The sequence below is a fragment of the Citrobacter sp. Cb031 genome, assembly GCF_030336725.1.
In the GTDB taxonomy this organism is placed as follows: domain Bacteria; phylum Pseudomonadota; class Gammaproteobacteria; order Enterobacterales; family Enterobacteriaceae; genus Citrobacter; species Citrobacter braakii.
On the sequence record NZ_JAOWDA010000021.1, the window covers coordinates 88,871 to 113,841 of the forward strand.

The 24,971-nt window shown below is 51.1% G+C and carries 21 protein-coding genes; 7 read left to right on the forward strand and 14 right to left on the reverse strand.

The window, feature by feature from the left end; all coding sequences use genetic code 11:
- Positions 1 to 121 precede the first annotated feature (121 nt).
- On the forward strand, positions 122 to 886 hold the full coding sequence (gene elyC / locus OGV93_RS04905; RefSeq protein WP_200083707.1) for an envelope biogenesis factor ElyC: 765 nt from the start codon (positions 122 to 124) through the stop codon (positions 884 to 886).
- 35 nt (positions 887 to 921) lie between these two features.
- Here elyC and OGV93_RS04910 read toward each other — a convergent pair whose 3' ends face one another.
- The 13 genes from OGV93_RS04910 to OGV93_RS04970 all read right to left on the reverse strand — a co-directional run bounded on the left by OGV93_RS04910 (position 922) and on the right by OGV93_RS04970 (position 15,953).
- Positions 922 to 1,815 carry a YcbJ family phosphotransferase gene (locus tag OGV93_RS04910; protein WP_016156120.1) on the reverse strand — a complete coding sequence of 298 codons (894 nt, stop codon included), beginning with the start codon at positions 1,813 to 1,815 and terminating at the stop codon, positions 922 to 924.
- Positions 1,816 to 1,977: 162 nt separating this feature from the next.
- A complete protein-coding gene (gene kdsB / locus OGV93_RS04915; RefSeq protein WP_016152452.1) occupies positions 1,978 to 2,724 on the reverse strand; it encodes a 3-deoxy-manno-octulosonate cytidylyltransferase in 747 nt (248 codons plus the stop codon).
- Positions 2,721 to 2,903 carry a protein YcaR gene (ycaR, locus tag OGV93_RS04920; protein WP_003035793.1) on the reverse strand — a complete coding sequence of 61 codons (183 nt, stop codon included), beginning with the start codon at positions 2,901 to 2,903 and terminating at the stop codon, positions 2,721 to 2,723. The genes kdsB and ycaR overlap by 4 nt, the downstream gene beginning before the upstream one ends.
- 51 nt (positions 2,904 to 2,954) lie before the next feature.
- Entirely contained in the window at positions 2,955 to 4,187 is a 1,233-nt protein-coding gene (locus OGV93_RS04925) for a winged helix-turn-helix domain-containing protein (RefSeq protein WP_049259787.1), read from the reverse strand.
- A gap of 41 nt (positions 4,188 to 4,228) precedes the next feature.
- Positions 4,229 to 5,206 carry a tetraacyldisaccharide 4'-kinase gene (lpxK, locus tag OGV93_RS04930; protein WP_137381066.1) on the reverse strand — a complete coding sequence of 326 codons (978 nt, stop codon included), beginning with the start codon at positions 5,204 to 5,206 and terminating at the stop codon, positions 4,229 to 4,231.
- Entirely contained in the window at positions 5,203 to 6,951 is a 1,749-nt protein-coding gene (gene msbA, locus OGV93_RS04935; protein WP_049042995.1) for a lipid A ABC transporter ATP-binding protein/permease MsbA, read from the reverse strand. The genes lpxK and msbA overlap by 4 nt, the downstream gene beginning before the upstream one ends.
- A gap of 36 nt (positions 6,952 to 6,987) precedes the next feature.
- A complete protein-coding gene (locus tag OGV93_RS04940) occupies positions 6,988 to 9,252 on the reverse strand; it encodes a ComEC family protein (RefSeq protein ID WP_287109417.1) in 2,265 nt (754 codons plus the stop codon).
- 206 nt (positions 9,253 to 9,458) lie between these two features.
- The gene (gene ihfB / locus OGV93_RS04945; protein WP_003035780.1) at positions 9,459 to 9,743 is read right to left on the reverse strand and encodes an integration host factor subunit beta; all 285 of its coding nucleotides are present in this window, start codon (positions 9,741 to 9,743) and stop codon (positions 9,459 to 9,461) included.
- Positions 9,744 to 9,903: 160 nt separating this feature from the next.
- Positions 9,904 to 11,577, reverse strand: coding sequence for a 30S ribosomal protein S1 (gene rpsA / locus OGV93_RS04950; RefSeq protein ID WP_003035776.1), 1,674 nt, complete (start codon positions 11,575 to 11,577; stop codon positions 9,904 to 9,906).
- 113 nt (positions 11,578 to 11,690) lie between these two features.
- On the reverse strand, positions 11,691 to 12,374 hold the full coding sequence (gene cmk, locus OGV93_RS04955) for a (d)CMP kinase (protein WP_016152447.1): 684 nt from the start codon (positions 12,372 to 12,374) through the stop codon (positions 11,691 to 11,693).
- A gap of 233 nt (positions 12,375 to 12,607) precedes the next feature.
- The gene (aroA, locus tag OGV93_RS04960) at positions 12,608 to 13,891 is read right to left on the reverse strand and encodes a 3-phosphoshikimate 1-carboxyvinyltransferase (protein ID WP_049042999.1); all 1,284 of its coding nucleotides are present in this window, start codon (positions 13,889 to 13,891) and stop codon (positions 12,608 to 12,610) included.
- 68 nt (positions 13,892 to 13,959) lie between these two features.
- Entirely contained in the window at positions 13,960 to 15,048 is a 1,089-nt protein-coding gene (gene serC, locus OGV93_RS04965; protein ID WP_016152445.1) for a 3-phosphoserine/phosphohydroxythreonine transaminase, read from the reverse strand.
- 212 nt (positions 15,049 to 15,260) lie between these two features.
- On the reverse strand, positions 15,261 to 15,953 hold the full coding sequence (locus OGV93_RS04970; RefSeq protein ID WP_016156114.1) for a DUF421 domain-containing protein: 693 nt from the start codon (positions 15,951 to 15,953) through the stop codon (positions 15,261 to 15,263).
- Positions 15,954 to 16,089: 136 nt separating this feature from the next.
- On the opposite strand from OGV93_RS04970, the gene ycaO reads away from it, so the two are divergent.
- From ycaO to pflA, 4 genes are all read left to right on the forward strand, one after another.
- Positions 16,090 to 17,850 carry a 30S ribosomal protein S12 methylthiotransferase accessory factor YcaO gene (gene ycaO / locus OGV93_RS04975; RefSeq protein WP_047414124.1) on the forward strand — a complete coding sequence of 587 codons (1,761 nt, stop codon included), beginning with the start codon at positions 16,090 to 16,092 and terminating at the stop codon, positions 17,848 to 17,850.
- 404 nt (positions 17,851 to 18,254) lie between these two features.
- Positions 18,255 to 19,112, forward strand: a complete 858-nt coding sequence (gene focA / locus OGV93_RS04980; RefSeq protein ID WP_003831909.1) for a formate transporter FocA — start codon at positions 18,255 to 18,257, stop codon at positions 19,110 to 19,112.
- Between the two features lie 59 nt (positions 19,113 to 19,171).
- Positions 19,172 to 21,454, forward strand: a complete 2,283-nt coding sequence (gene pflB, locus OGV93_RS04985; protein WP_287109418.1) for a formate C-acetyltransferase — start codon at positions 19,172 to 19,174, stop codon at positions 21,452 to 21,454.
- Between the two features lie 185 nt (positions 21,455 to 21,639).
- Positions 21,640 to 22,380, forward strand: coding sequence for a pyruvate formate lyase 1-activating protein (gene pflA / locus OGV93_RS04990; RefSeq protein WP_003035751.1), 741 nt, complete (start codon positions 21,640 to 21,642; stop codon positions 22,378 to 22,380).
- A 57-nt stretch (positions 22,381 to 22,437) separates the two neighbouring features.
- Here pflA and OGV93_RS04995 read toward each other — a convergent pair whose 3' ends face one another.
- Positions 22,438 to 23,286 carry a MurR/RpiR family transcriptional regulator gene (locus OGV93_RS04995; RefSeq protein ID WP_047359385.1) on the reverse strand — a complete coding sequence of 283 codons (849 nt, stop codon included), beginning with the start codon at positions 23,284 to 23,286 and terminating at the stop codon, positions 22,438 to 22,440.
- Positions 23,287 to 23,407: 121 nt separating this feature from the next.
- On the opposite strand from OGV93_RS04995, the gene OGV93_RS05000 reads away from it, so the two are divergent.
- A complete protein-coding gene (locus OGV93_RS05000) occupies positions 23,408 to 23,683 on the forward strand; it encodes a PTS sugar transporter subunit IIB (RefSeq protein WP_016152439.1) in 276 nt (91 codons plus the stop codon).
- A 16-nt stretch (positions 23,684 to 23,699) separates the two neighbouring features.
- Entirely contained in the window at positions 23,700 to 24,965 is a 1,266-nt protein-coding gene (ulaA, locus tag OGV93_RS05005; RefSeq protein ID WP_046274698.1) for a PTS ascorbate transporter subunit IIC, read from the forward strand.
- The last annotated feature ends 6 nt before the right edge of the window (positions 24,966 to 24,971 follow it).

Genomic DNA, 24,971 nt, shown 5'->3' on the forward strand with positions numbered 1-24,971 from the left:
ACTGGCTTTAGGGTGACTAAGTAAAACCGCTATTTTGTCACACCCACGCCGAGAATGAACCTTCCTGGTGTAATATCCCTGCAGATCCCCTGCTGTATGGTTAAAAAAGGAACCAAAAAGGATGCTTTTTACGCTGAAGAAAGTGATTGGCGGTATGATGCTGCCGCTGCCACTGATGCTAATTATGATGGGTATTGGCCTGGCGCTGGTCTGGTTCAGTCGCTTTCAAAAAACAGGGAAAGTGTGTATTAGCCTGAGTTGGCTGGCACTGTTACTCCTTAGTTTACAGCCCGTCGCCGACAGACTGTTGAAACCGATTGAGGACAGTTATCCAACGTGGCAAGGTTCGCAAAAAGTGGAATATATTGTGGTGCTGGGCGGAGGGTATACCTGGAATCCGCAGTGGGCGCCGAGTTCAAATCTGATCAGCAACAGCCTTCCACGTCTGAATGAAGGTATTCGCCTATGGCGCGCAAACCCGGGATCGAAGCTCATCTTTACCGGCGCTGCCGCAAAGACGAATAACGTCAGTACCGCAGAAGCTGGCGCCCGCGTAGCGCAGTCGCTGGGGGTGCCAGCCGATGAAATCATCACCCTGGATCACCCCAAAGATACCGAAGAAGAAGCCGCAGCGGTAAAGAAGGCCATCGGCAATGCGCCGTTCCTGCTGGTAACCTCTGCCTCCCACTTACCGCGGGCGATGACCTTCTTCCAGCAGGCCGGCTTGCATCCGCTGCCAGCGCCAGCCAATCAGTTAGCAATTGATTCACCGCTTAATCCGTGGGAGCGCGCTATACCCTCCCCCGTTTGGTTGATGCACAGCGATCGCGTTGGTTACGAAACCCTGGGACGCATCTGGCAGTGGCTGAAAGGATCGGAACATTGACAGGAATGTTGCCTGATAAGATGTTCACATGTTTATCATGCGAGCCACGGCAGCAATGATTTCGTTGCCAGGTCAAAGTTGGAACGATTAAAGCGTCCGGTGTTGACCAATTGCGTCACTTCATCCCATAACACATACAACCAGCGCCGCCAGATGAATGACTCCGCCACTGGCGCGCGCTGCAGGTATTGCCAAAGCAGGCTTTCCGCCAGCGCATTATCCATCAGGCGGAACAGTTCATATTCCCTTGGCGCCCACAGCATCAACCCCGGTCCCACCATAGCCAGAAGCTGATCGCTACGGGCGTCTTTGAGCATGCTACGTAAACTGAAATTACCGTGGATCAGCACGCAGTTATCATTGAATCCTTCAAATAAGGCAGGCAAACACTCACGGGTGCGAAACAGGATCCGCTTGTCCTGCATCGTTAGCCCGGTATTGTTGAACTGATTTAACGTGGTCCACAGCACCTCAACCCGCTGACGATACCAGGATGGCCAGATATTCTCTTGCGTGTTATCCACCATTCCCACGCAGCCAGCACTATCCTGTCGATGCCATGACAGCAGACCTTCTACGATCTGATCTTTTAAATGTTCCCAGCGTTCGGGCGTTCGGGCAGGCGCTTCCACCGGCACTCCACGTAAACGCTCAAGCAGTAGCACATCAGGACCGGGATGTTCCTCGTGGGTTAAGACCCCATAAATGACGGGCATACGCACCGTACCACTGCGCGCCAGCATGGAGGTTTTCCATGCCAACTGCTGCGCCATACCCGGCGTGGTGAAACTTCTCGCCATCAGTGGCATCGGATTTCCCTGGCTGTCGTACAGTGACCACAGGGCCGTATCCACTTTTTCATTCACGCATTCTATACGACTGAGTTTTTCACCCAACAGATGACTGAGTTCGGCACGCAACTGTTCCATTTCGGATTGCCCTCATAAATGCTACTGCTTTCATAATGAGCGTCGTGCAGACAGATGTCACCCGGATGAGATCAATTGATGAAAAGAAAAATGGCGGGAAAGCGTAACGATACGACACTCCTCCCAAAAATTGGCGTCCTCAGGGGAGTGTCGTGAGAAAAACTAACGCATTTCGGCGCGAACGCGCTCAAGATCTTCGGCAGTGTCTACGCCGGTGCCGGGTACTTCTTTTGCGACGGCAACATGAATTTTTTCGCCGTACCACAGCACACGTAGCTGCTCCAGCATTTCAATATGCTCAAGCGGGCTGGGCTGCCAGTTAACATAACGGCGGATAAAACCGGCGCGATAGCCGTAAATACCCAGATGTCGCAGGAAGGTGTCACCCACCGTTTCCAGGCTTTTAGCGAAACGGTCGCGATCCCACGGAATGGTCGCGCGTGAAAAATAGAGCGCATAACCTTCGGCGTCCAGAACGACTTTCACCGCATTCGGATTAAATGCCTCTTCCGCACTGTGAATCGGTGCAGCAAGGGTCGCCATACCGACCTGGCGCTGTGCCAGATTCTCAGCGACCTGGCGAATAATGACCGCCGGGATCATCGGCTCATCACCCTGTACGTTCACAATAACGGTATCATCGCTAAAGCCACATTTCTCGACGACTTCCGCCAGACGCTCCGTACCGGACTGGTGATCGGCGCGGGTCATGCATACTTCACCACCCACCGCTTCTACCGCGCGAGCGACATCTTCGTGATCGGTCGCAACAATAATACGTTCAGCGCCAGATTCACGCGCACGTTCCAGCACATGCACGATCATCGGCTTGCCATTGATATCCAGTAGCGGCTTGCCCGGCAAACGTGTGGACGCATAACGCGCAGGAATAATGACCACAAAACTCATGATTTACTCTCATCAGCAGTCAGAACGCGAGCTTCGGTTTCCAGTAACACGGGAATGCCATCACGCAGTGGGAAAGCAAGGTTATCCAGTTTACAAATCAGTTCCTGTTTTTCCTGGTTAAACCAGAGTTTGCCATTGCATACCGGGCAGGCAATGATTTCAAGCAGACGATGATCCATAGTTCCTCCAGATGGACCGGATTGTGAATCCGTAAATATTAACATAATCGCTTACCGTGCTGGGTCTATTTCCCAACCATGGCGTGCATCAGCAAATAAACCTTCAGGATAGCGTCCCAGCGTCACACGTGTTGCCTGCTGCCAGCGGGCAAAATCATCAATCGCCTGAAACAATCCTTTTTGCAGAGTAACCCCAGGTTTGACGCCATCCTGTAACCACAGCGAAATCACTTCCAGTACGCCCGTTTTGCGGTGCATTTTGGCATCCATCCGCCCAACTAACTGCCCGCGATGCAGTAGTGGCAAGACGAAATAACCATACTGACGTTTCGGTGCTGGCGTGTAACATTCCAGCCGATAGCTAAAATCGAATAGCTGCTCTGCCCGTTTACGATCCCAGACCACCGGATCAAAGGGTGATAATACTGCGCTATGCGTCGCCGTTAATTTACCCGTCAATGCCTGCTCCAGCAGCGGCTGAAGGTGGCTATGCAGCCACAGGGTTCCTAACCCTTCGACATCAACAGGAATAATCTGTTGCTGCTGTGCACGTACGTTGCACCAGTTTTTTAGCGCCGGGCGCTTCAGGCGATAGTAGTCTGCCAGCCATTGTTCGCGAAAAATCCCCAAACTGCGGGCACTGTTATCCAGCATGAGGTTTTCAGCTTCTTCCTGTGAAAGCCGGTCGCGTTCATCATCCCAATGCGGCATGACGCGATGGGTTAAATCATACACTCGCTGGAAATTACGCCGTTCCACCACCATCACTTTCCCGGCGGTGAACAGGCCTTCAAGATGACGCTTATGCGGTTTCCATGCCCACCAGCCGCTGGCCCCCTTGCGCAGATGCTCAAAATCGGCAGAGCGTACTGGTCCGTTATGCTGAATGTGCTGGAGCAGTTGCTCAATCTCATGCGCATGTTCTTTCATCCACTCCGCTTTATATTTCCAGCCCATTTTCTCCGGGGCCAGCATGCGGTGACGTATCAGCATAAAGTCGCTACGCGGCAAAAAGCAGGCTTCGTGCGCCCAGTATTCCATCAGTTCGCCCCGCTGCAATGCGTCATCCAGCCACTGGGGCGAATAATCACCCAACCGACTAAACAGCACCAGGTAAGGGCTGCGCGACACAATATTGATGGTATCGATTTGCAATAACGACATGCGCGAAATGGTAGCAAGAATATCTGCTGGGGTTGCCCGACGGCGTGTTTTTTTCAGCAGCCCTTGAGCGGCAAGGTGAAGATGACGGGCATCCGTCAAAGAAAGACGCGGCAACGACATTTATGGCCTCATAAATGATTCGCTGCCGCAGCGTGAATCAGTTAGCGAGTCAGCGAGATTAAGCTATCCAGCAACATATCAGGCCGATCGCCTGACAAATGAGCGTCAACAGGTAAATACCACCAGTTTTCATCGGCAAATGCACGGCACTTAACCGCATCTTTTTCCGTCATCACCAGCGTTTGCCCGGCGTCTGCAAACGCACTGACGTCACTGTAGGTCAGAGACTGATGGTCTGCCAGCGCAATACTTTTTTGCACGCTGGCACCGCATGCTTCCAGCGTGGCAAAAAAACGCGGTGGATGGCCAATGCCCGCCATGGCGACAATATTGGACAGCTGCGACACATCGCGGCGTTCACCCGTACGTAAATTAACGGCCAGCCCCGGTTCAAGTCGCATAGGGATTTCCCCTGGCTGCGCAACGCCACCGTTAACGATAGTCGCATCCACCGATTTAAGCCGACCTGCGCGTTCCCGCATGGGACCCGCGGGAAGCCACCAGCCATTGCCAAACCGACGTTCTCCGTCAATAACCACGATTTCAACATCTCGCGCCAGACGGTAGTGCTGTAGCCCATCGTCCGTCACAATCATCTGCACATCGTGTTGGGCTAAAATGGCTTTGACCGCATCCGATCTTACCGGGGATACCGCTACGGGCACACCGGTACGTTGGGCGATCAGTACAGGTTCATCACCCGCTTCTGCCGTAGTGGTATCTGCGGTCAGTAACAGCGGGTAAGCAGCCGCTTTCCCGCCATAACCACGCGACACCACGCCCACGCGAATCCCACGTTGACGCAGTTGTTCAACCAGCCAAATCACCACGGGTGTTTTGCCATTGCCACCCGCGGTCAGGTTTCCGACCACCACAACCGGGACTGGTGCACGCCACGCGCGTTTAATCCCAAGCTTGTAACATAAGCGGATCCCCCCGCTCACGAGGCCATACAGCCAGGAGAACGGGAGTAACAGTCGCCACAGCGGCGACTCACCAGACCAGATTCGAGCGATCATTGACCGAATTGCATTTTATGTAATTGTGCATACACCCCACGCTGCTCAATCAGCTCGCTATGGGTTCCGCGCTCAACAATAATACCGTCTTCCACCACGATGATTTCATCCGCCTGTTCAATGGTAGAAAGGCGGTGAGCAATCACCAGGGAGGTACGGTTTTTCTGAAGCTCATCCAGAGCAGCCTGAATCGCGCGTTCAGACTCGGTATCGAGTGCCGACGTTGCTTCATCAAGGATCAGAATCGGACTGTCACGCAACAAGGCGCGGGCAATAGCGATACGCTGGCGCTGACCACCAGATAGCAGGACGCCGTTTTCGCCAATCACCGTATCCAGGCCATTGTCCATCTTATTGATGAAATCCATGGCGTAAGCCATTTTCGCCGCTTTTTCGATCTGCTCACGGCTGTACAAATCGGTACGCGCGTAGGCGATGTTGTTGGCAACCGTATCGTTAAACAGGTGCACATTCTGCGAAACCAACGCGACCTGATCGCGCAAGGATGCCAGGGTATATTCACGTAGATCGTGTCCGTCCATTAGAATCTGCCCTTCATCAATATCATAGAAGCGCGTGATCAAGCTGGCGATGGTGGATTTCCCTGAACCCGAACGGCCAACCAGGGCAACGGTTTTCCCCGCTGGAATATTCATGTTGATGTTGCGCAGCGCAGGTACTTCACGTCCCGGATAGGTGAATGTCACGTTGCGGAACTCGAGATTGCCGGTAGCGCGTTCGATTTCGCGCGTACCTTCATCTTTTTCCTGCTCGCTATCCAGAATCGTAAATAAGGTCTGGCAGGCCGCCATACCGCGCTGGAACTGTGCGTTGACGTTGGTCAGCGATTTCAACGGACGCATCAGCGCGATCATTGAGGAGAAGACAACCGTAATTGTCCCTGCAGTCAGGTTTTCCATTACGCTTGGGAAGCTGGCTGCATACAACACGAAGGCCAGAGCCAGAGACGCAATCAGCTGGATGATAGGATCGGAGATAGAAGAGGCGGAAACCATCTTCATGCCCTGCAAACGCATCTTATTGCTGACTTTATCAAAGCGCTTAGTTTCGACTTCCTGACCACCAAAAATCAGAACTTCTTTGTGGCCTTTCAGCATCTGCTCTGCACTGGTCGTAACCTGCCCCATGGTGTTTTGCATATTTTTACTGATGCTACGAAAACGCTTGGAAACTATACGAATCGCCACTGACACAATTGGCGCCAGTACAATCAGAATCAATGACAGCTGCCAGCTGTAATAGAACATCATGATAAACAGGCCAATAATTGAAGCCCCTTCACGTACCACGGTGATCAGCGCGCCGGAGGACGATGACGCGACCTGCTCTGAATCATAGGTAATACGTGACAACAGCGTACCTGTAGACTGCTTATCAAAATAGGAGACCGGCATGCCCATCATATGGCCAAACAGGCGGCGACGCATGGTCATGACCACTTTGCCTGATACCCATGAGATGCAGTAGCTGGAGACATAGCTGGTGAATCCGCGAAGAACCATTAGTCCAATGACCACCAGCGGCATCCACTGCAGCACCGAGCGATCCGTTTTACCAAAACCATCATCCAGTAATGGCTTAAGGAGCGATAGCATGAAGGTATCGCTGGCCGCGTTCAGGATTAACGCTATACCCGCCACGATCAGACCCGATTTAAAAGGCGCTATGGTTGGCCATAGTCGGCGAAACGTCTGCCACGTAGAGAGATCTTTATCGTTATGCATTCAAAAAACCAGCATTTGTTAGAATAGCCGCATATTCTACCCGTTATCCTCCGACACGCCAAACCACTGATGATACCAACGAGGTAAAATCTGATCCCGCAAGCTGTTTATTCGCCAGTTTTTTTGATAAAAATCCAGCGTAATCTGCCCCTGGTGGGGTGTATCCAGCCATTGATAATTTTGTTGCCGATAACGTTGCTTCACTTTCCTGGACGGGAGACGCCAGGCATTGTAACGGGATGCGGAGGCTAACGCGGCCTGCCCGCCGACCCGCTGAATCAGCGCCTGCGATGATGAGGTATTGCTACCATGATGTGGAACCTGTATCACCGTAGACTGCAGATGCTGCCAGTAGTGACTGAGCATTTTTTGTTCAGCGGGAGACTCAATATCTCCGGTCAGCAGAATACTCTGATGCCCGTCATCGACCTTAACCACGCAGGAGTGGTTATTTCCCAGATCTTTATTTCCACGCACGGGCCAATGCGCACTAAAGGTTAACCCTTGCCATTGCCAGCGCTCCCCGCGTAAACACGGGAGATGCCCTTCCCAACCTAATGGGCTTCTTATCCATAGCGACGGCCAGGTTTGCTGCAGCGAGCGCAACCCGCCCCGGTGATCCATATGCTCGTGGCTTAAAATAACGCCTTCTGGCTCCAGGTTGTGCCAGCGTAACCAGGGAATAATCAGCTGTTGCGCGCTATCGCCTTCAGGCCATGCCAGACCGGTATCGTAAAGAATCGCTTTCCCATTGCGCGCAATTACCATCGCCAGCCCCTGCCCGACGTCCAGCATATGCACTTGCCAGACATCAGTACGTGACGTTCGCCAGAACGGGGCGCTCAGTAAAAGGAGCACAGTGACGCAAACTACCGGTATAGTTCGCCACGCGTTCAGCCGATATGCGATGAACAGGAGTCCGGGTAAAAATGCAAGCCATTGCCAACGTGCATCAATATTGATCCACCCTTCAGGCAGGCTCCTGAGCCCCCAAAATAGTAGCGCGAGGGAGCGATCCGCTAAATACCATAGGTTCGACTCAACCATCGCCAGTCCGGTTAAATGCACGATCATGCCTGCTAATATCAACGGTACGGAAATAAACGTAACCAGCGGTACGGCAAACAAATTCGCCAGAAATGAGGTCAGGCTAAAACCGTGAAACATCGCGATTTGCACAGGCAGAAGCAGGAGTGTAATTCCCAATTGCAAATGAGCAAGCGCCAGAAATTGGCGTCCAACGCGCGACAGCGGCCAATCCGGCATCGGAACCCATTGATACCAGAACAGCAGCGCCGCAACGGCAAAAGCAGACAACCACAGACTTTGTGAAAGAACGGCGACAGGATCCACCACCAGAATGGCTGCCAGACAGCAGATCCACACCGACCATCCACTCCACTGCCTGCCGCTGAGTTTTAGCCCTCCCCAGACCAGTAGCGCAACAACCGTACGTAATGCCGGGGGCTGTAGCCCCGTTAACCAGGCATAGAATGTTGCGCAGACGATCCCGCCAACTAACGGAACCTGCCAGCAAATCCATCTGGTTGGCATAAAATATTGCCCCGCGCGAATTAATCCTGCTGCCAGAAGTGCGGCAAATGCAATATGCAGTCCGGAGATAGCCATCAAATGGGCCGTACCGGTATCACGCATAATGGTTTTCACCGCTTGTGACACGGACAAGCGCTCCCCCATTCCCAGGCCCAGTATAACCTGCTGCCAGGGATAGTCAGCGAGCGCGCTTTTCAACGAGGAGAGATACCGCGAACGCAAACTGCATTGTTGTGTGATAACCGAAGCCTGCAAAAATCTTCCCGTCAGCAGCTGGTGCTGCGCCAATGCGTAACGCTGGCTATCAAACCCGCCCTCGTTCAATTGACCGTGTATGGCACGAACCTTCAACGTCATCGCCCATGTCTGGCCCGCACAAACGTTGCCGGGTAGGTACTGCCCATACAGAGTAATTCCGATAGCAGGAAATACCCGCTTCCCCTGCAGATGCGTGATCTGGCCGTAGTGCGTTGTCATATTATCGGTTCCGGTTATCCGCACGATGGCCTGCTGGCTTTTTGCAGGCAGCGTATTACCGGCCCACAGCGCATCTTTCGCAGCCAGAACTCCCCAAAGAAAAAATAGCAGGGTTAATCCGGCGAAACGTACAGGGCTGTGAGAAATAAGGCAGAGCAGAATTGCCAGACCAAATATAACGCCGATGCACAGCGTGTCAGGTAACGCAGGTAATAGCATAAGCGGGAGAATGCCGAATAATGCACTCGTACTAACCGTTGTTATTTTCATCAGTCACCTCCCTGTAGCAGGAAGTGTGCAGTAATGTTCGACGGTTGTCTGGTGCCAATTTAGCGTTATACGGTATGCATTCCGCTAACATTTAGCGGCGCTTGTAACGTGCAAATTAACTGGGATGGAGATTCCAGGATGGGCTGGCAGAAATGAAAAAAGCACCCATGCGGGTGCTTTTTTCGGCGTTAAGTCTCGCTAAAAACTTAACCGTAAATATTGGCGCGATCGCGCAGTTCTTTACCTGGTTTAAAGTGCGGAACGTATTTTCCTTCCAGGTCCACTTTATCGCCGGTCTTCGGATTACGTCCGGTGCGCGGTGCGCGGTAATGCAAAGAGAAACTGCCGAAACCGCGGATTTCAATACGCTCGCCCTGCGCAAGAGTCGAGGCCATATGTTCCAGCATCTCTTTAACTGCATCTTCAACCGCTTTCGCGGGAATATGAGGTTGCTGGGTTGCAAGTCTTTCAATCAATTCTGACTTGGTCATGATTCCTCCGGTTCCTTAAAGGCATAATTAGCTGCTGCATTGATTAAGGGCGGCCTTAGCCGCCCTTTGTCATTGATTACAGGACGAATCCTGTAATCTGTCAAGCTACTCGTCACCCTTTGTGCTGTTAACAGCACAAAGGATTTAGGAGCACTCGATATTACTCGCCTTTAGCTGCTTTGAAAGCTTCAGCCATTGCGTTGTTAGAGAAGTTAGCATCTTCCTGTTTGTTAACAGTTGCGATTGCATCTTTCTCATCAGCTTCGTCTTTAGCACGAACAGACAGGCTGATTGCGCGGTTCTTACGATCAACGCCGGTGAATTTAGCTTCAACGTCGTCGCCTACGCTCAGAACCAGAGTTGCATCTTCAACGCGGTCGCGGGAAGCTTCAGAAGCGCGCAGGTAACCTTCAACGCCGTCAGCCAGTTCTACGGTTGCGCCTTTAGCATCAACTGCAGTGACTTTACCGTTTACGATTGCGCCTTTCTTGTTCAGTGCAACCCAGTTGTTGAACGGATCTTCTGCGAGCTGTTTAACGCCCAGAGAGATACGCTCACGTTCTGCGTCAACCTGCAGAACAACAGCTGCGATTTCGTCGCCTTTTTTGTATTCACGAACTGCTTCTTCGCCTGCAACGTTCCAGGAGATGTCAGACAGGTGAACCAGGCCGTCGATGCCGCCGTCCAGGCCGATGAAGATACCGAAGTCAGTGATAGACTTGATTTTACCTTCAACACGGTCGCCCTTGTTGTGGGTTTCCGCGAACTGCTGCCATGGGTTGTTTTTGCACTGCTTCAGACCCAGGGAGATACGACGACGTTCTTCGTCGATATCCAGAACCATAACTTCCACTACATCGCCAACGTTAACAACTTTGGACGGGTGGATGTTTTTGTTGGTCCAATCCATTTCGGAAACGTGAACCAGGCCTTCAACGCCTTCTTCGATTTCAACGAAGCAGCCGTAGTCGGTCAGGTTGGTCACGCGACCAGTCAGTTTGGTACCTTCCGGATAACGCTTAGCGATAGCTACCCATGGATCTTCGCCCAGCTGTTTCAGGCCCAGAGATACACGAGTACGCTCGCGGTCGAACTTCAGCACTTTAACAGTGATTTCGTCGCCAACGTTTACGATTTCGCTCGGATGCTTAACGCGTTTCCATGCCATGTCGGTGATGTGCAGCAGGCCGTCAACGCCACCCAGATCAACGAATGCACCGTAGTCAGTAAGGTTCTTAACGATACCTTTAACTTCCATGCCTTCCTGCAGGTTTTCCAGCAGCTGATCGCGTTCTGCGCTGTTTTCGGATTCGATAACGGCACGACGGGAAACAACAACGTTGTTACGCTTCTGATCCAGCTTGATTACTTTGAATTCAAGCTCTTTGCCTTCCAGGTGCAGCGTGTCGCGGACCGGACGAACGTCTACCAGGGAACCCGGCAGGAACGCGCGAATACCATTCAGCTCAACAGTGAAGCCACCCTTTACTTTGCCATTGATAACACCAGTAACGGTTGCAGCTTCTTCGTAAGCTTTTTCCAGCGTGATCCAAGCTTCGTGACGTTTAGCTTTTTCACGGGACAGCAGGGTTTCACCGAAGCCGTCTTCTACTGCATCCAGAGCAACGTCAACTTCGTCACCAACCTGGATTTCCAACTCACCCTGGGCGTTTTTGAACTGCTCTGCCGGAATGGCGGACTCAGATTTCAGACCAGCGTCAACCAGTACTACGTCTTTGTCGATAGCAACAACAACACCACGAACGATGGAACCCGGACGGGTTTCGATTTCTTTTAAGGATTCTTCAAACAGTTGAGCAAAAGATTCAGTCATGTTTAATCTTCAGGTTTCATATTTAACGTCCACCTGGCTCCATGCCGGATGGGGTTGTTTAACATACCCGCTGTCAATCCATTGCAACGGGGGTACTGCAAATTCGGTCGCACTTAAGCGAGTGCCAGTTTTTGGCGCGCGTATTGTAACGCTTTTTCAATCACTTGCTCAATGCTTAATCGGGTTGAATCCAAAACTAAAGCATCAGCAGCGGGAACCAGCGGCGCTACAGCACGATTACGATCGCGGAAATCGCGTTCTTCGATCTCGGCCAAAAGGCGTTCAAAGTTAACACTAAAGCCCTTTTCCTGCAACTGTAGCATACGTCTATGCGCACGTTCTTGCGAGGAGGCGTCCAGGAAAATTTTCACTGGTGCATCCGGGAACACCACGGTCCCCATGTCTCGTCCGTCGGCAATCAGGCCGGGCGCTTCACGAAACGCGCGTTGGCGGCGTAACAGCGCTTCGCGTACGCGAGGAAACGCAGCGACCTGAGATGCGGCATTCGCTACTTCCTGGGTGCGGATTTCGCCGCTGACATCTTCACCTTCCAGAATGACTTCCAGGTTGCCGTCCGTTGAGATAAAACGCACATCCAGGTGTGAGGCAAGCGGTACCAGAGCATCTTCAGATGTGACATCAACATGGTGATGCAACGCTGCGAGCGCCAGTACGCGGTAGATCGCGCCTGAATCTAACAGATGCCATTGCAATGCTTCCGCCATTGCCTTGCACAAGGTGCCTTTTCCTGCACCACTTGGGCCATCAATGGTAATAACCGGGGCAATTGCCGTCATCTTTTTCTCCTTAAACGGGCATACGTTAACGTGAACGCCGCGCATTATACGCGCCAACGCTAATAATCGTTAACACAGAGTGTAAAAACCCGATTAGTCTGTAACGATGTGAGGAAGAATTGCGCAATTATAGCGGGCTGGCGAGAAACCAGCCCGGAAGATGACACTGATTTACTGTTTATCTGCAGCGATGCGCTCACGAATATGCTGAGCGCGATCGTCAGATGTGAGGATCAGGCAGGTATACTAATACGCGCCAGCTGTTCGAAATAATCCGGGAAGGTTTTGGCGGTACATTTAGGGTCCAGAATGGTCACCGGCGTGTCAGACAACGCCACCAGCGAGAAACACATCGCCATGCGGTGATCGTTGTAGGTCGCGATCTCCGCAAACTGTAACGTCGCCGGTGGTGTGACACGAATATAGTCTTCGCCCTCTTCAACGATCGCGCCCACTTTACGCAACTCAGTCGCCATCGCGAACAGGCGGTCGGTCTCTTTGACGCGCCAGTTGTAGATGTTACGTAAGGTCGTGGTGCCTTTAGCGAACAGCGCTGCCGTGGCAATGGTCATCGCCGCATCGGGAATATGGTTCATATCCATGTCTACCGCGTTCAGCTCACCGTGAGTACAGGCAATAAAGTCATCGCCCCAGGTAATGGTCGCCCCCATTTTTTCCAGCACATCAGCAAAGCGGATATCACCCTGCATACTGTTGCGGCCAATCCCGGTGACTTTTACCGTACCGCCTTTAATGGCTCCTGCTGCGAGAAAATAGGAAGCGGAAGAAGCATCACCTTCAACCAGATATGCACCCGGTGACTGATACTGCTGCTGACCCTGCACAATAAAGCGCTGGTAGTTCTGATTCTCAATTTCAACACCAAACGTTTTCATCAGGTTCAGTGTGATATCAATGTAAGGTTTGGATACCAGCTCGCCTTTAATGGCGATCGTCGTATCCTGCGGCGCCAGTGGCGCAGTCATCAGCAGCGCAGTCAAGAACTGGCTGGATACGCTGCCGTCTACCTCAACCTGTCCTCCGGTAAAGCCACCGCGCAGACGTAAAGGCGGATAGTTTTCCTGCTCCAGGTATTCAATGTTGGCTCCGCCCTGGCGTAACGCATCAACCAGATGGCCAATCGGGCGCTCTTTCATGCGCGGCTCGCCCGTCAACACGATGTCATTGCTGCCCAGACACAGCGCAGCGGCCAGCGGGCGCATTGCGGTTCCGGCATTGCCAAGGAACAGTTCCACTGCGCCTTCGGCATGCAGCGCACCGCCATTGCCGATAATCTCGCAACGCGTACGGTCGGCAGAAAGGGTATAGCTAATTCCTAACGCATTCAGAGCATTAAGCATATGGCGGACATCATCGCTGTCCAGCAGGTTGGTCAGGACAGTGGTGCCATTTGCTAATGCAGCCAGCAGCAAAGCGCGGTTAGAAACACTTTTGGATCCAGGCAGATTGATGGTGCCATCCACCCGCGCAATGGGTTGTAACGTCAGGGATTCCATGAAACTCGACTCTCAAAAACAGACATAAAAACCCCACAGACTGGCTGTGGGGATGAAAATACAGCAGATTAACCGCGGCGGCGCTCGAAATCGACCATGAAATCGGTCAGCGCTTTTACACCTTCTAGCGGCATTGCATTGTAGATGGACGCGCGCATACCGCCGACCACACGGTGCCCTTTCAACGCGTGCAGACCCGCAGCGAAAGACTCTTCCAGGAAGAGTTTATCCAGGGCGCTGTCAGCAAGCTGGAACGGTACGTTCATGCGTGAACGGTTCGATTTTGCCACGTCGTTACGGTAGAAATCGCTGTTATCGATTACGCCGTACAGCAGTTCCGCTTTTTGCTGGTTAATTTTATCCATCGCGTTAACACCGCCCTGCTCTTTCAGCCATTTAAAGACCAGGCCAGACAGATACCAGGCAAAGGTTGGCGGTGTGTTGAACATGGAGTCGTTGTCATTCAGCACGGTATAGTCGAGGATTGACGGGCATGACACATGAGCCTTACCCAGCAAATCTTCACGTACGATGACAATGGTCAGCCCGGCCGGGCCGATGTTTTTCTGCGCCCCGGCATAAATTACGCCATAACGGCTCACGTCAAGCGGTGCGGAAAGAATGGTAGAGGACAGATCCGCCGTAACCACCACATTGCTGGCAAAATTCGGCGTTTCATCGATCGCAATGCCATCAATGGTTTCATTCGGGCAATAGTGCAAATACGCCGCGTTGTCAGAAAGCTGCCATTCGCTCATTGGCTTAACAGCACGCAGTCCGTCAACGGTGACTTTGGCGTCGATAACGTTTGGCGTACAGTATTTTTTCGCTTCTTTAATTGCGCTGGCGGCCCAATAACCGGCATCAACGTAATCCGCCGTGGTTTTGTCACCCAGAATATTTAACGGGATACCCGCAAACTGCCCGCGCCCACCGCCATGGCAGAACAACACTTTATAGTTGGAGGGGATGCTGAGAAGATCGCGAAAATCCTGCTCCGCTTCCTCTGCGACCTGGATGAATTCTTTGCCACGGTGGCTAATTTCCATCACCGACGTGCCAAGACCGTTCCAGTCGCGAAGATCCTGTTGAGCCAGTTTAAGTACTTCTGCCGGTAACATTGCCGGACCTGAACTAAAATTGAAGACCTGAGCCATTTCCCCTCACCACGTTGTGTTGTTGTCCAATCAACATCCTGTCATTGGCGATAATCCGGTGACAGACATTGGTATAAGTTATTCCTGTGGATATCGGTTTTATCATTCAGTGACACGCGCCGCAATGGGTAAAACTGGCCAGGGTAAAAATGTGTCATTGGTCACACAACAGAATCTATCGGATTGACGGGTAAAAACCGAGATTTTCGCTGTCAGGTGACCCGTTTTGCCCGACTGGCCTTCGACCATTCTGGATTTGCACAGCGTGGACATAATTGATGATCTCCGGCGTTCATTTGCACCACTTCACTACACCGTATACAGGCATAGTCCCCAGCTTCAGGTATCACTTTAAATCGCTGTGTACAGCGTTTAGGCAAAATACTGAGCCCCGGCTTTACGTCTTCATCGGCAAAGAAATAGACGCTGATTTGCCCATTAGTCTCCAGGATGGCCAGTCTCACCTGTCCCAATTGCTCCACGCCGTTCAAACGCAATTCCATAAAGAATTCGAATTCCGTCATATTGGCGCTATTGAGCTTCGACCATGCCAGCTCGCCGTCCTCAATGATCACAACGGGCTTGCCCTCCAGCAAATCCTCCATTTTCTCGCTATGCGCCATCAGCCACATAACCAGCCGATACAGCACGGCAAGCGTAATAAAGACCACCAGCACCGGCAGCATCGGGACATCATCATAAAATGCCACGTCTCCCGCCGCGGACCCCAGCGTAAGGATAATCAGCACTTCAAAAAGCGACATCTGGCGTACGCCGCGACGTCCGGTGATTTTTAAAAACAGAAAAACCAATATAAAGGTATAGAGGCTGCGCAGAGCAACTTCTCCCAGAAAATCCATGGGCACCTTATCCAGTACCATTCGGTGTAAATCAAAAGCTTTCATTATTATGCTCTAAACGTGGTTGGCTGTAGGAAAGCATAGCTAATACTTTTATTTACGTCTGAACTCCGGCGACGATAGCGCCATTCATTTAAAACCCGTATCATTGCGCGCTTTCCGTACGACAAAAGTGATTTTCATGACGCAAACATTTATCCCCGGCAAAGATGCCGCTCTGGAAGACTCCATCGCTCGCTTCCAGCAAAAATTGCTCGACCTTGGTTTTCAAATTGAAGAAGCCTCGTGGTTGAATCCCGTCCCTAACGTCTGGTCTGTACATATTCGCGACAAAGAATGCGCGCTGTGCTTCACCAACGGTAAAGGCGCGACGAAAAAAGCGGCGCTGGCTTCCGCGCTGGGCGAATATTTTGAGCGTCTGTCGACTAACTATTTCTTTGCGGATTTCTGGCTGGGTGAAACCATCGCCAACGGCCCATTCGTGCATTATCCGAACGAAAAATGGTTCCCGTTGACTGAAGAAGACGACGTACCAGAAGGTCTGCTGGATGCTCGTCTGCGTGCGTTTTACGATCCAGACAACGAACTGACTGGCAGCATGCTTATCGATCTGCAATCCGGTAATGAAGAACGTGGGGTCTGCGGCCTACCGTTTACCCGTCAGTCGGATAACCAGACCGTCTATATTCCGATGAACATTATTGGCAACCTGTACGTTTCTAACGGCATGTCTGCGGGTAACACCCGAAACGAAGCGCGCGTTCAGGGCCTGTCTGAAGTCTTTGAGCGCCATGTGAAGAACCGTATTATTGCGGAAAGCATCAGCCTGCCGGAAATCCCGGCCGAAGTCATGGCGCGCTACCCGGCAGTGGTGGAGTCCATCGCCAAACTGGAAGCGGAAGGTTTCCCAATTTTCGCCTACGATGGCTCGCTGGGCGGCAAGTATCCGGTGATTTGCGTTGTCCTGTTCAACCCGGCCAATGGTACCTGCTTTGCCTCCTTCGGTGCGCACCCGGATTTCGGCGTTGCGCTGGAGCGTACTGTCACTGAACTGCTGCAGGGCCGTGGTCTGAAAGATCTTGATGTCTTCACCCCACCAACCTTTGACGACGAAGAAGTGGCTGAACACACTAACCTTGAAACCCACTTCATCGATTCCAGCGGCCTGATCTCCTGGGATCTGTTCAAGCAGGATGCTGACTATCCGTTCGTTGACTGGAATTTCTCCGGCACCACGGAAGAAGAGTTCGCCACCCTGATGGCCATCTTCAATGCTGAAGATAAAGAAGTGTATATCGCCGACTACGAGCACCTGAGCGTTTATGCGTGCCGCATTATTGTTCCGGGAATGTCTGACATCTATCCGGCTGAAGATCTGTGGTTAGCCAACAACGCCATGGGCGCCCATCTGCGTGACACTATTCTCTCGCTCCCGGGCAGTGAATGGGATAAAGAAGACTATCTCAATCTGATCGAACAACTGGATGAGGAAGGCTTTGACGACTTCACCCGCGTACGCGAGCTGCTCGGTCTGGCAACCGGTGCGGATAACGGTTGGTACACCCTGCGCATTGGCGAGCTTAAAGTGATGCTGGCGCTGGCCGGCGGCGACCTGGAGCAGGCGCTGGTCTGGACAGAATGGACGATGGAATTCAACGCCTCTGTCTTTAGCGCTGAACGTGCCAACTACTACCGCTGTCTGCAAACGCTGCTGTTGCTATCTCAGGAAGAAGATCGTCAGCCGCTACAATATCTGAACGCGTTTGTGCGCATGTACGGTGCCGAGGCGGTTGAAGCCGCAAGTGCAGCATTAAGTGGCGAAGCGCCGTTCTACGGACTTCAAACTGTTGATAGCGATCTGCAGGCTTTCCCGGCGCATCAGTCTCTGCTGAAAGCCTACGAAAAACTGCAGCGCGCGAAAGCAGCACATTGGTCAAAATAGTGACAATCAGCCTGCGCTGAGTAGGCTAAAGGTATTGTCTGGGCTATATTACGGGGCGCTTAATGCGCCCTGTTTTTTATTTTGGTCAAATCAAAAAATAAATGTAAAAACAAGGTTAAATATTAGTAGTTGATATTAAGAAAATTAGCTTATTAATGTGGTTTTTTATCTCAATTACTCCATTTTAATTAACCGCCCCAGAGGAGACAGAAAGAAAAAATTCAACTCACTTTATAATTTTTAAAATTTATTTTTATTTGGATAATCAACAAGTTACATCGTAATCGCATAAAAACCATGCGCCTTACGGGCCTATAAGCCAGGCGAGATATGATCTATATCAAATTCTCATCTATAATGCTTTGTTAGTATCTCGTCGCCGACTTAATAAAGAGAGAGTTAGTGTGAAAGCTGACAACCCTTTTGATCTTATTCTTCCTGCTGCAATGGCCAAAGTTGCCGAAGAAGCAGGCGTCTATAAAGCAACGAAACATCCGCTTAAGACGTTCTATCTGGCAATTACTGCCGGTGTATTCATTTCAATTGCCTTTGTTTTCTATATCACCGCCACAACCGGTACCGGCACAATGCCTTTCGGCATGGCGAAGCTAGTAGGTGGTATCTGCTTTTCCCTGGGGCTGATTCTCTGCGTTGTCTGCGGTGCAGACCTCTTCACCTCAACCGTACTGATTGTCGTAGCGAAAGCCAGTGGTCGCATCACCTGGGGCCAATTGGCTAAAAACTGGCTTAACGTTTATGTCGGCAACCTGATTGGCGCCCTGATCTTCGTGTTACTCATGTGGCTTTCTGGCGAGTATATGACCGCTAACGGCGCGTGGGGTCTCAACGTCCTGCAAACAGCCGACCACAAAGTGCACCATACTTTTGTTGAGGCGGTAAGTCTTGGCATCCTGGCGAACCTGATGGTGTGTCTGGCAGTATGGATGAGCTATTCGGGTCGCAGCCTGATGGACAAAGCGTTTATCATGGTATTACCGGTCGCAATGTTTGTTGCCAGCGGTTTTGAGCACAGTATCGCAAACATGTTTATGATCCCTATGGGTATTGTAATTCGCGATTTCGCCACCCCGGAATTCTGGACCGCTGTTGGGTCTTCTCCGGAGAATTTTTCTCACCTGACCGTGATGAATTTCATCACCGATAACCTGATTCCGGTTACGATCGGCAACATTATCGGCGGCGGTTTGTTGGTCGGGTTGACATACTGGGTCATTTATCTGCGTGGTAACGATCATCATTAATCTGATGATGCCCATTACACGCAGTAAATAAAAAATCCACTTAAGAAGGTAGGTGTTACATGTCCGAGCTTAATGAAAAGTTAGCCACAGCCTGGGAAGGTTTTACCAAAGGTAATTGGCAGAATGAAGTAAACGTCCGTGACTTCATTCAGAAAAACTACACTCCGTATGAGGGTGACGAGTCCTTCCTGGCTGGCGCAACTGATGCGACCACTGCACTGTGGGACAGCGTGATGGAAGGCGTTAAACAGGAAAACCGCACTCACGCGCCTGTTGACTTTGACACCTCCGTTGCTTCTACCATCACTTCTCACGACGCTGGCTACATCAACAAAGCGCTCGAGAAAATTGTTGGTCTGCAGACTGAAGCTCCGCTGAAACGTGCGATCATTCCGTTTGGCGGCATCAAAATGGTTGAAGGTTCCTGCAAAGCGTACAATCGCGAACTGGACCCGATGCTGAAAAAAATCTTCACCGAATACCGCAAAACCCACAACCAGGGCGTATTCGATGTTTACACCAAAGACATTCTGAACTGCCGTAAATCCGGTGTTCTGACTGGTCTACCAGATGCCTATGGCCGTGGCCGTATCATCGGTGACTACCGTCGCGTTGCGCTGTACGGTATCGACTACCTGATGAAAGACAAATACGCTCAGTTCGTCTCTCTGCAGTCCGATCTGGAAAACGGCGTAAACCTGGAAGCCACTATCCGTCTGCGTGAAGAAATTGCTGAACAGCACCGCGCACTGGGTCAGATCAAAGAAATGGCTGCTAAATATGGCTGCGATATCTCTGGTCCGGCAACCAACGCTCAGGAAGCTATCCAGTGGACTTACTTCGGCTACCTGGCCGCGGTTAAATCTCAGAACGGCGCAGCAATGTCCTTCGGTCGCGTATCCACCTTCCTGGATGCCTACATCGAACGTGATATCAAAGCAGGCAAAATCACCGAGCAAGACGCTCAGGAAATGATTGACCACCTGGTCATGAAACTGCGTATGGTTCGTTTCCTGCGTACCCCTGAATATGATGAACTGTTCTCCGGTGACCCGATTTGGGCAACTGAATCTATCGGTGGTATGGGCGTTGATGGCCGTACTCTGGTTACCAAAAACAGCTTCCGCTTCCTGAACACCCTGTACACCATGGGTCCTTCTCCGGAGCCGAACATCACCGTTCTGTGGTCTGAAAAACTGCCTCTGAACTTCAAGAAATTCGCCGCTAAAGTGTCCATCGACACATCTTCTCTGCAGTACGAGAACGATGACCTGATGCGTCCGGACTTCAACAACGACGACTACGCTATCGCTTGCTGCGTAAGCCCGATGGTTGTTGGTAAACAAATGCAGTTCTTCGGTGCGCGTGCAAACCTGGCGAAAACCATGCTGTACGCAATCAACGGCGGCGTTGATGAAAAACTGAAAATGCAGGTTGGTCCTAAATCTGAACCGATCAAAGGCGACGTTCTGAACTTCGACGAAGTTATGGAGCGCATGGATCACTTCATGGACTGGCTGGCTAAACAGTACGTCACTGCACTGAACGTTATCCACTACATGCACGACAAGTACAGCTACGAAGCCTCTCTGATGGCGCTGCACGACCGTGACGTTATCCGCACCATGGCGTGTGGTATCGCTGGTCTGTCCGTTGCTGCTGACTCCCTGTCTGCAATCAAATATGCGAAAGTTAAACCGATTCGTGACGAAGACGGTCTGGCTGTCGACTTCGAAATCGAAGGCGAATACCCGCAGTTTGGTAACAACGACTCTCGCGTTGATGACATGGCGGTTGACCTGGTAGAACGTTTCATGAAGAAAATTCAGAAACTGACTACTTATCGTAACGCTATCCCGACTCAGTCTGTTCTGACCATCACCTCTAACGTGGTTTATGGTAAGAAAACCGGTAACACCCCAGATGGTCGTCGTGCTGGCGCGCCGTTTGGACCGGGTGCTAACCCAATGCACGGTCGTGACCAGAAAGGTGCTGTTGCCTCTCTGACCTCCGTTGCTAAACTGCCGTTTGCTTACGCTAAAGATGGTATCTCTTACACCTTCTCTATCGTTCCGAACGCACTGGGTAAAGATGACGAAGTTCGTAAGACCAACCTGGCTGGTCTGATGGATGGTTACTTCCACCACGAAGCGTCCATCGAAGGTGGTCAGCACCTGAACGTGAACGTCATGAACCGTGAAATGCTGCTGGATGCGATGGAACATCCGGAAAAATATCCGCAGCTGACCATCCGTGTTTCTGGCTACGCAGTACGTTTTAACTCCCTGACTAAAGAACAGCAGCAGGACGTTATTACTCGTACCTTCACTCAGACCATGTAATTGGTTTTGACTGAAATCGTACTTTAAAAAGCGTACAATAAAGGCTCCACGTAAGTGGGGCCTTTTTAATAGCCTGCTTTGTCAGCTATCTATACTTATGGATAGCAGCCAAAACAGACTCGACACAGTTAATAACTGTGCACTAACACTGGCCCCGGATGGGCCACACCTGGAGAAACACCGCAATGTCAGTTATTGGTCGCATTCACTCCTTTGAATCCTGTGGCACTGTTGATGGCCCGGGCATCCGTTTTATTACCTTCTTCCAGGGCTGCCTGATGCGCTGCCTGTATTGTCATAACCGTGACACATGGGATACGCACGGCGGCAAAGAAGTCACCGTCGACGAGTTAATGAAAGAGGTCGTGACCTACCGCCACTTTATGAACGCCTCCGGTGGCGGTGTGACAGCGTCCGGTGGCGAAGCTATCCTGCAAGCTGAATTTGTACGCGACTGGTTTCGTGCCTGTAAAAAAGAAGGTATTCATACCTGTCTGGATACCAACGGTTTTGTTCGCCGCTACGATCCGGTGATCGATGAATTGCTGGAAGTCACTGACCTGGTGATGCTCGATCTCAAACAGATGAATGATGAAATCCATCAGAATCTGGTGGGCGTATCTAACCATCGTACGCTTGAGTTCGCACGTTACCTGTCCAATAAAGACATCAAGGTGTGGATCCGCTACGTCGTTGTGCCTGGCTGGTCTGACGATGACGACTCCGCGCACCGCCTGGGCGAGTTTACCCGCGATATGGGCAACGTAGAGAAAATCGAACTGCTGCCATACCATGAGCTGGGCAAACACAAATGGGTGGCAATGGGTGAAGAGTACAAACTTGACGGTGTTAAGCCACCGAAGAAAGAGACCATGGAGCGCGTGAAAGGCATTCTTGAGCAGTATGGTCATAAAGTGATGTACTAATGACGACCACGGCGTCGCAGTGCTCTGCTTGAGTAGCGCGACGCCAACGTTCGATGCCTACGACATAAAATATTCTGAAAGTTTATTGGTCACGCTTTCAATAGAGAAAATACGTTTCTGGTGTGCTTTACGACACTGCACGTAACGCTCATCCTGCTCTTCCAGAGCACTGAGTATGCGATCCGCCACCATCATCGCACCAGCAATTTCAGCAAAACCAGACTCACCTTCCCCCTGTAACGCAACCGCCGCCTGTAAATTCCAGTCAGAAAGCCGATTTAATGGAGCAAACGATCCGCGAGTTAACGAGAGAATTTTTATGCCTTGTTCCTTCGCTAGCGTCAGCGACTGCATCATATCGGTAGAGATTTGTTCTGTATGAATAACAATAATCCCTGTTTTTTGGCTGTCCGCCAACGGAGAGATAGCCGCCGGATAAAATCGGTCGATATAACTGGCTATTTTCCCCATCTGCACCAGATTGATTTGCAGGAATAACGCCACCGGCACCGCAGTACCTACCGCATAAATTGCAATATTACTGAGCTGATTTAACCATGTCGCAACCGCCTGCAACTCTTTGCTGTCGATGATGGCATTGCTGTCACAAACGCTTGCCAGTACCGCCGCCGTCTCCTCACTTCCTCCATCATTCGGCCGTGCAGCTCCTTGCTCCAGAGCAAGAGCCGTTCTGAAATCAGAAAACCCCTTAAAACCAAAGGCACGGCAAAAACGAGTGATGCTCCCCTCGCTGGTATCAATAGAATCGGCCAGCTCGGTTATCGTATGCCGCATCACAAAATCAGGATTTTCAGTGATAAAACGCCCTACCTTTTCCAGGATTGGACTCAGCTCTGAAGCCCCATTTCTTATGTTAATCAATAAATTAGTATCTATTTGACTCATTTTTCGCCTTTTTGCACAAAATGCAAATGCTGTCACATACTTTGCCCGGCTTTGCGATAATAATTTTTATCGCACCAATGATAATTAAAAATAATTATTTTTACAAACAGGAGAACGTCTAATGAAAGGTCTGATCGTCTGTCGTACCGGTATGGGCAGTTCGCTAATGCTGAAAATCAAAGCCCAAAAAGTCATCGATAAACATGGCTGGGATATCGATCTTGAACACGATGTCCTGTCAGGGCTACGAACCTGGCAAAACATCGACTTCGTGATCACCATGAGCGACCTGACCGATGAGGTAGAAGCCGCCGGGTTCAGAGCAATCGGTATCACCGATCTGATGAACAGCGAAGAAATGGAATCTGCGCTCACCAGCGTTGTTCAAAACAACTAACCTCTCCGGGGGAAATATGGATCTCCTAAAGTTCATTGTATTCGACATTTTGGGTGTAACCCCACTTTTAGTTGGCTTTATTGCGCTAATTGGTTTGCTTATCCAGCGTAAGCCCATCGAAAAAGTGCTTTCTGGTACCTTTAAAACCATCGTCGGATTTCTGGTATTTGCCGGCGGAGCAGGGATTGCGGTGACATCCTTAGGTAATTTTCAGACCTTATTCAGCGATGGATTCGGTCTGAAAGGTGTGATGCCGTTAGCCGAAGCGTTAACTGGGCTGGCACAGACCAAGTTTGCCATGTGCGTTTCACTCATCATGGTCGTTGGTTTCGGCTGGAACTTGTTTTTTGCCCGCGTAACGCCGTTCAAATACATCTTCCTGACGGGTCAACATAATCTGTATCTGTCTGCCCTCTTAACCGTTACGCTTAAGGCGCTTGGCTACAGCGATGTAACAACAATTATCGTCGGCTCCATACTGCTGGGGCTTGCGGCCTGTGTCTATCCAGCTATCGCTCAGCCGTGGATGCGTAAGATTACCGGTAATGATGAAATTGCGATGGGTCATTACGTTACTCTGGCCTACGCGCTATCGGGATGGATCGGTTCGAAAGTGGGCGATCCTAAGCAGTCAACAGAAAAGCTAAATCTTCCCGGATGGTTGGGGATTTTTAAAGACTACATCGTCTCCGTGTCCATCTCTGTCAGTATTTTCTATTACATCGCGGCGCTTGCCGCAGGCGAAGAAGCGGTAACGGCCGCCGCCGGTGGAATGCATTGGCTGGTTTATCCGCTATTCCAGTCACTCACGTTTACCGCATCGCTTTATATCATCATCACCGGCGTTCGCTTGCTGTTGTCAGAAATAGTCCCGGCATTTCTGGGCATCTCTGAAAAATTTATCCCGAACGCCAAACCCGCACTGGATTGCCCAGTCGTCTTTCCGTATGCCCCAACCGCCACCGTTTTAGGTTTCATCTCTTCCTTTGTGGGTGGATTGGTGGTTATGGGGGTACTCGCATTAATTGGGCAAACGGTCATTATCCCCGTCGCCATCCCCTACTTCTTCATTGGTGCTACCGCCGCCGTCTTCGGTAATGCGTCAGGAGGCTGGAAAGGGGCCATCGCCGGTAGCTTTGTCACTGGCATATTAATTGGTATTGGCCCGGCACTCATCTATCCCATCATGGAATCGGTGGGATTGTCCGGTACTAGCTTCCCGGAGACAGATTTTGTCGCCCTCGGCTTAGTGGTTTATTACATCGGCAAAATGTTGCCCTGATAAGGA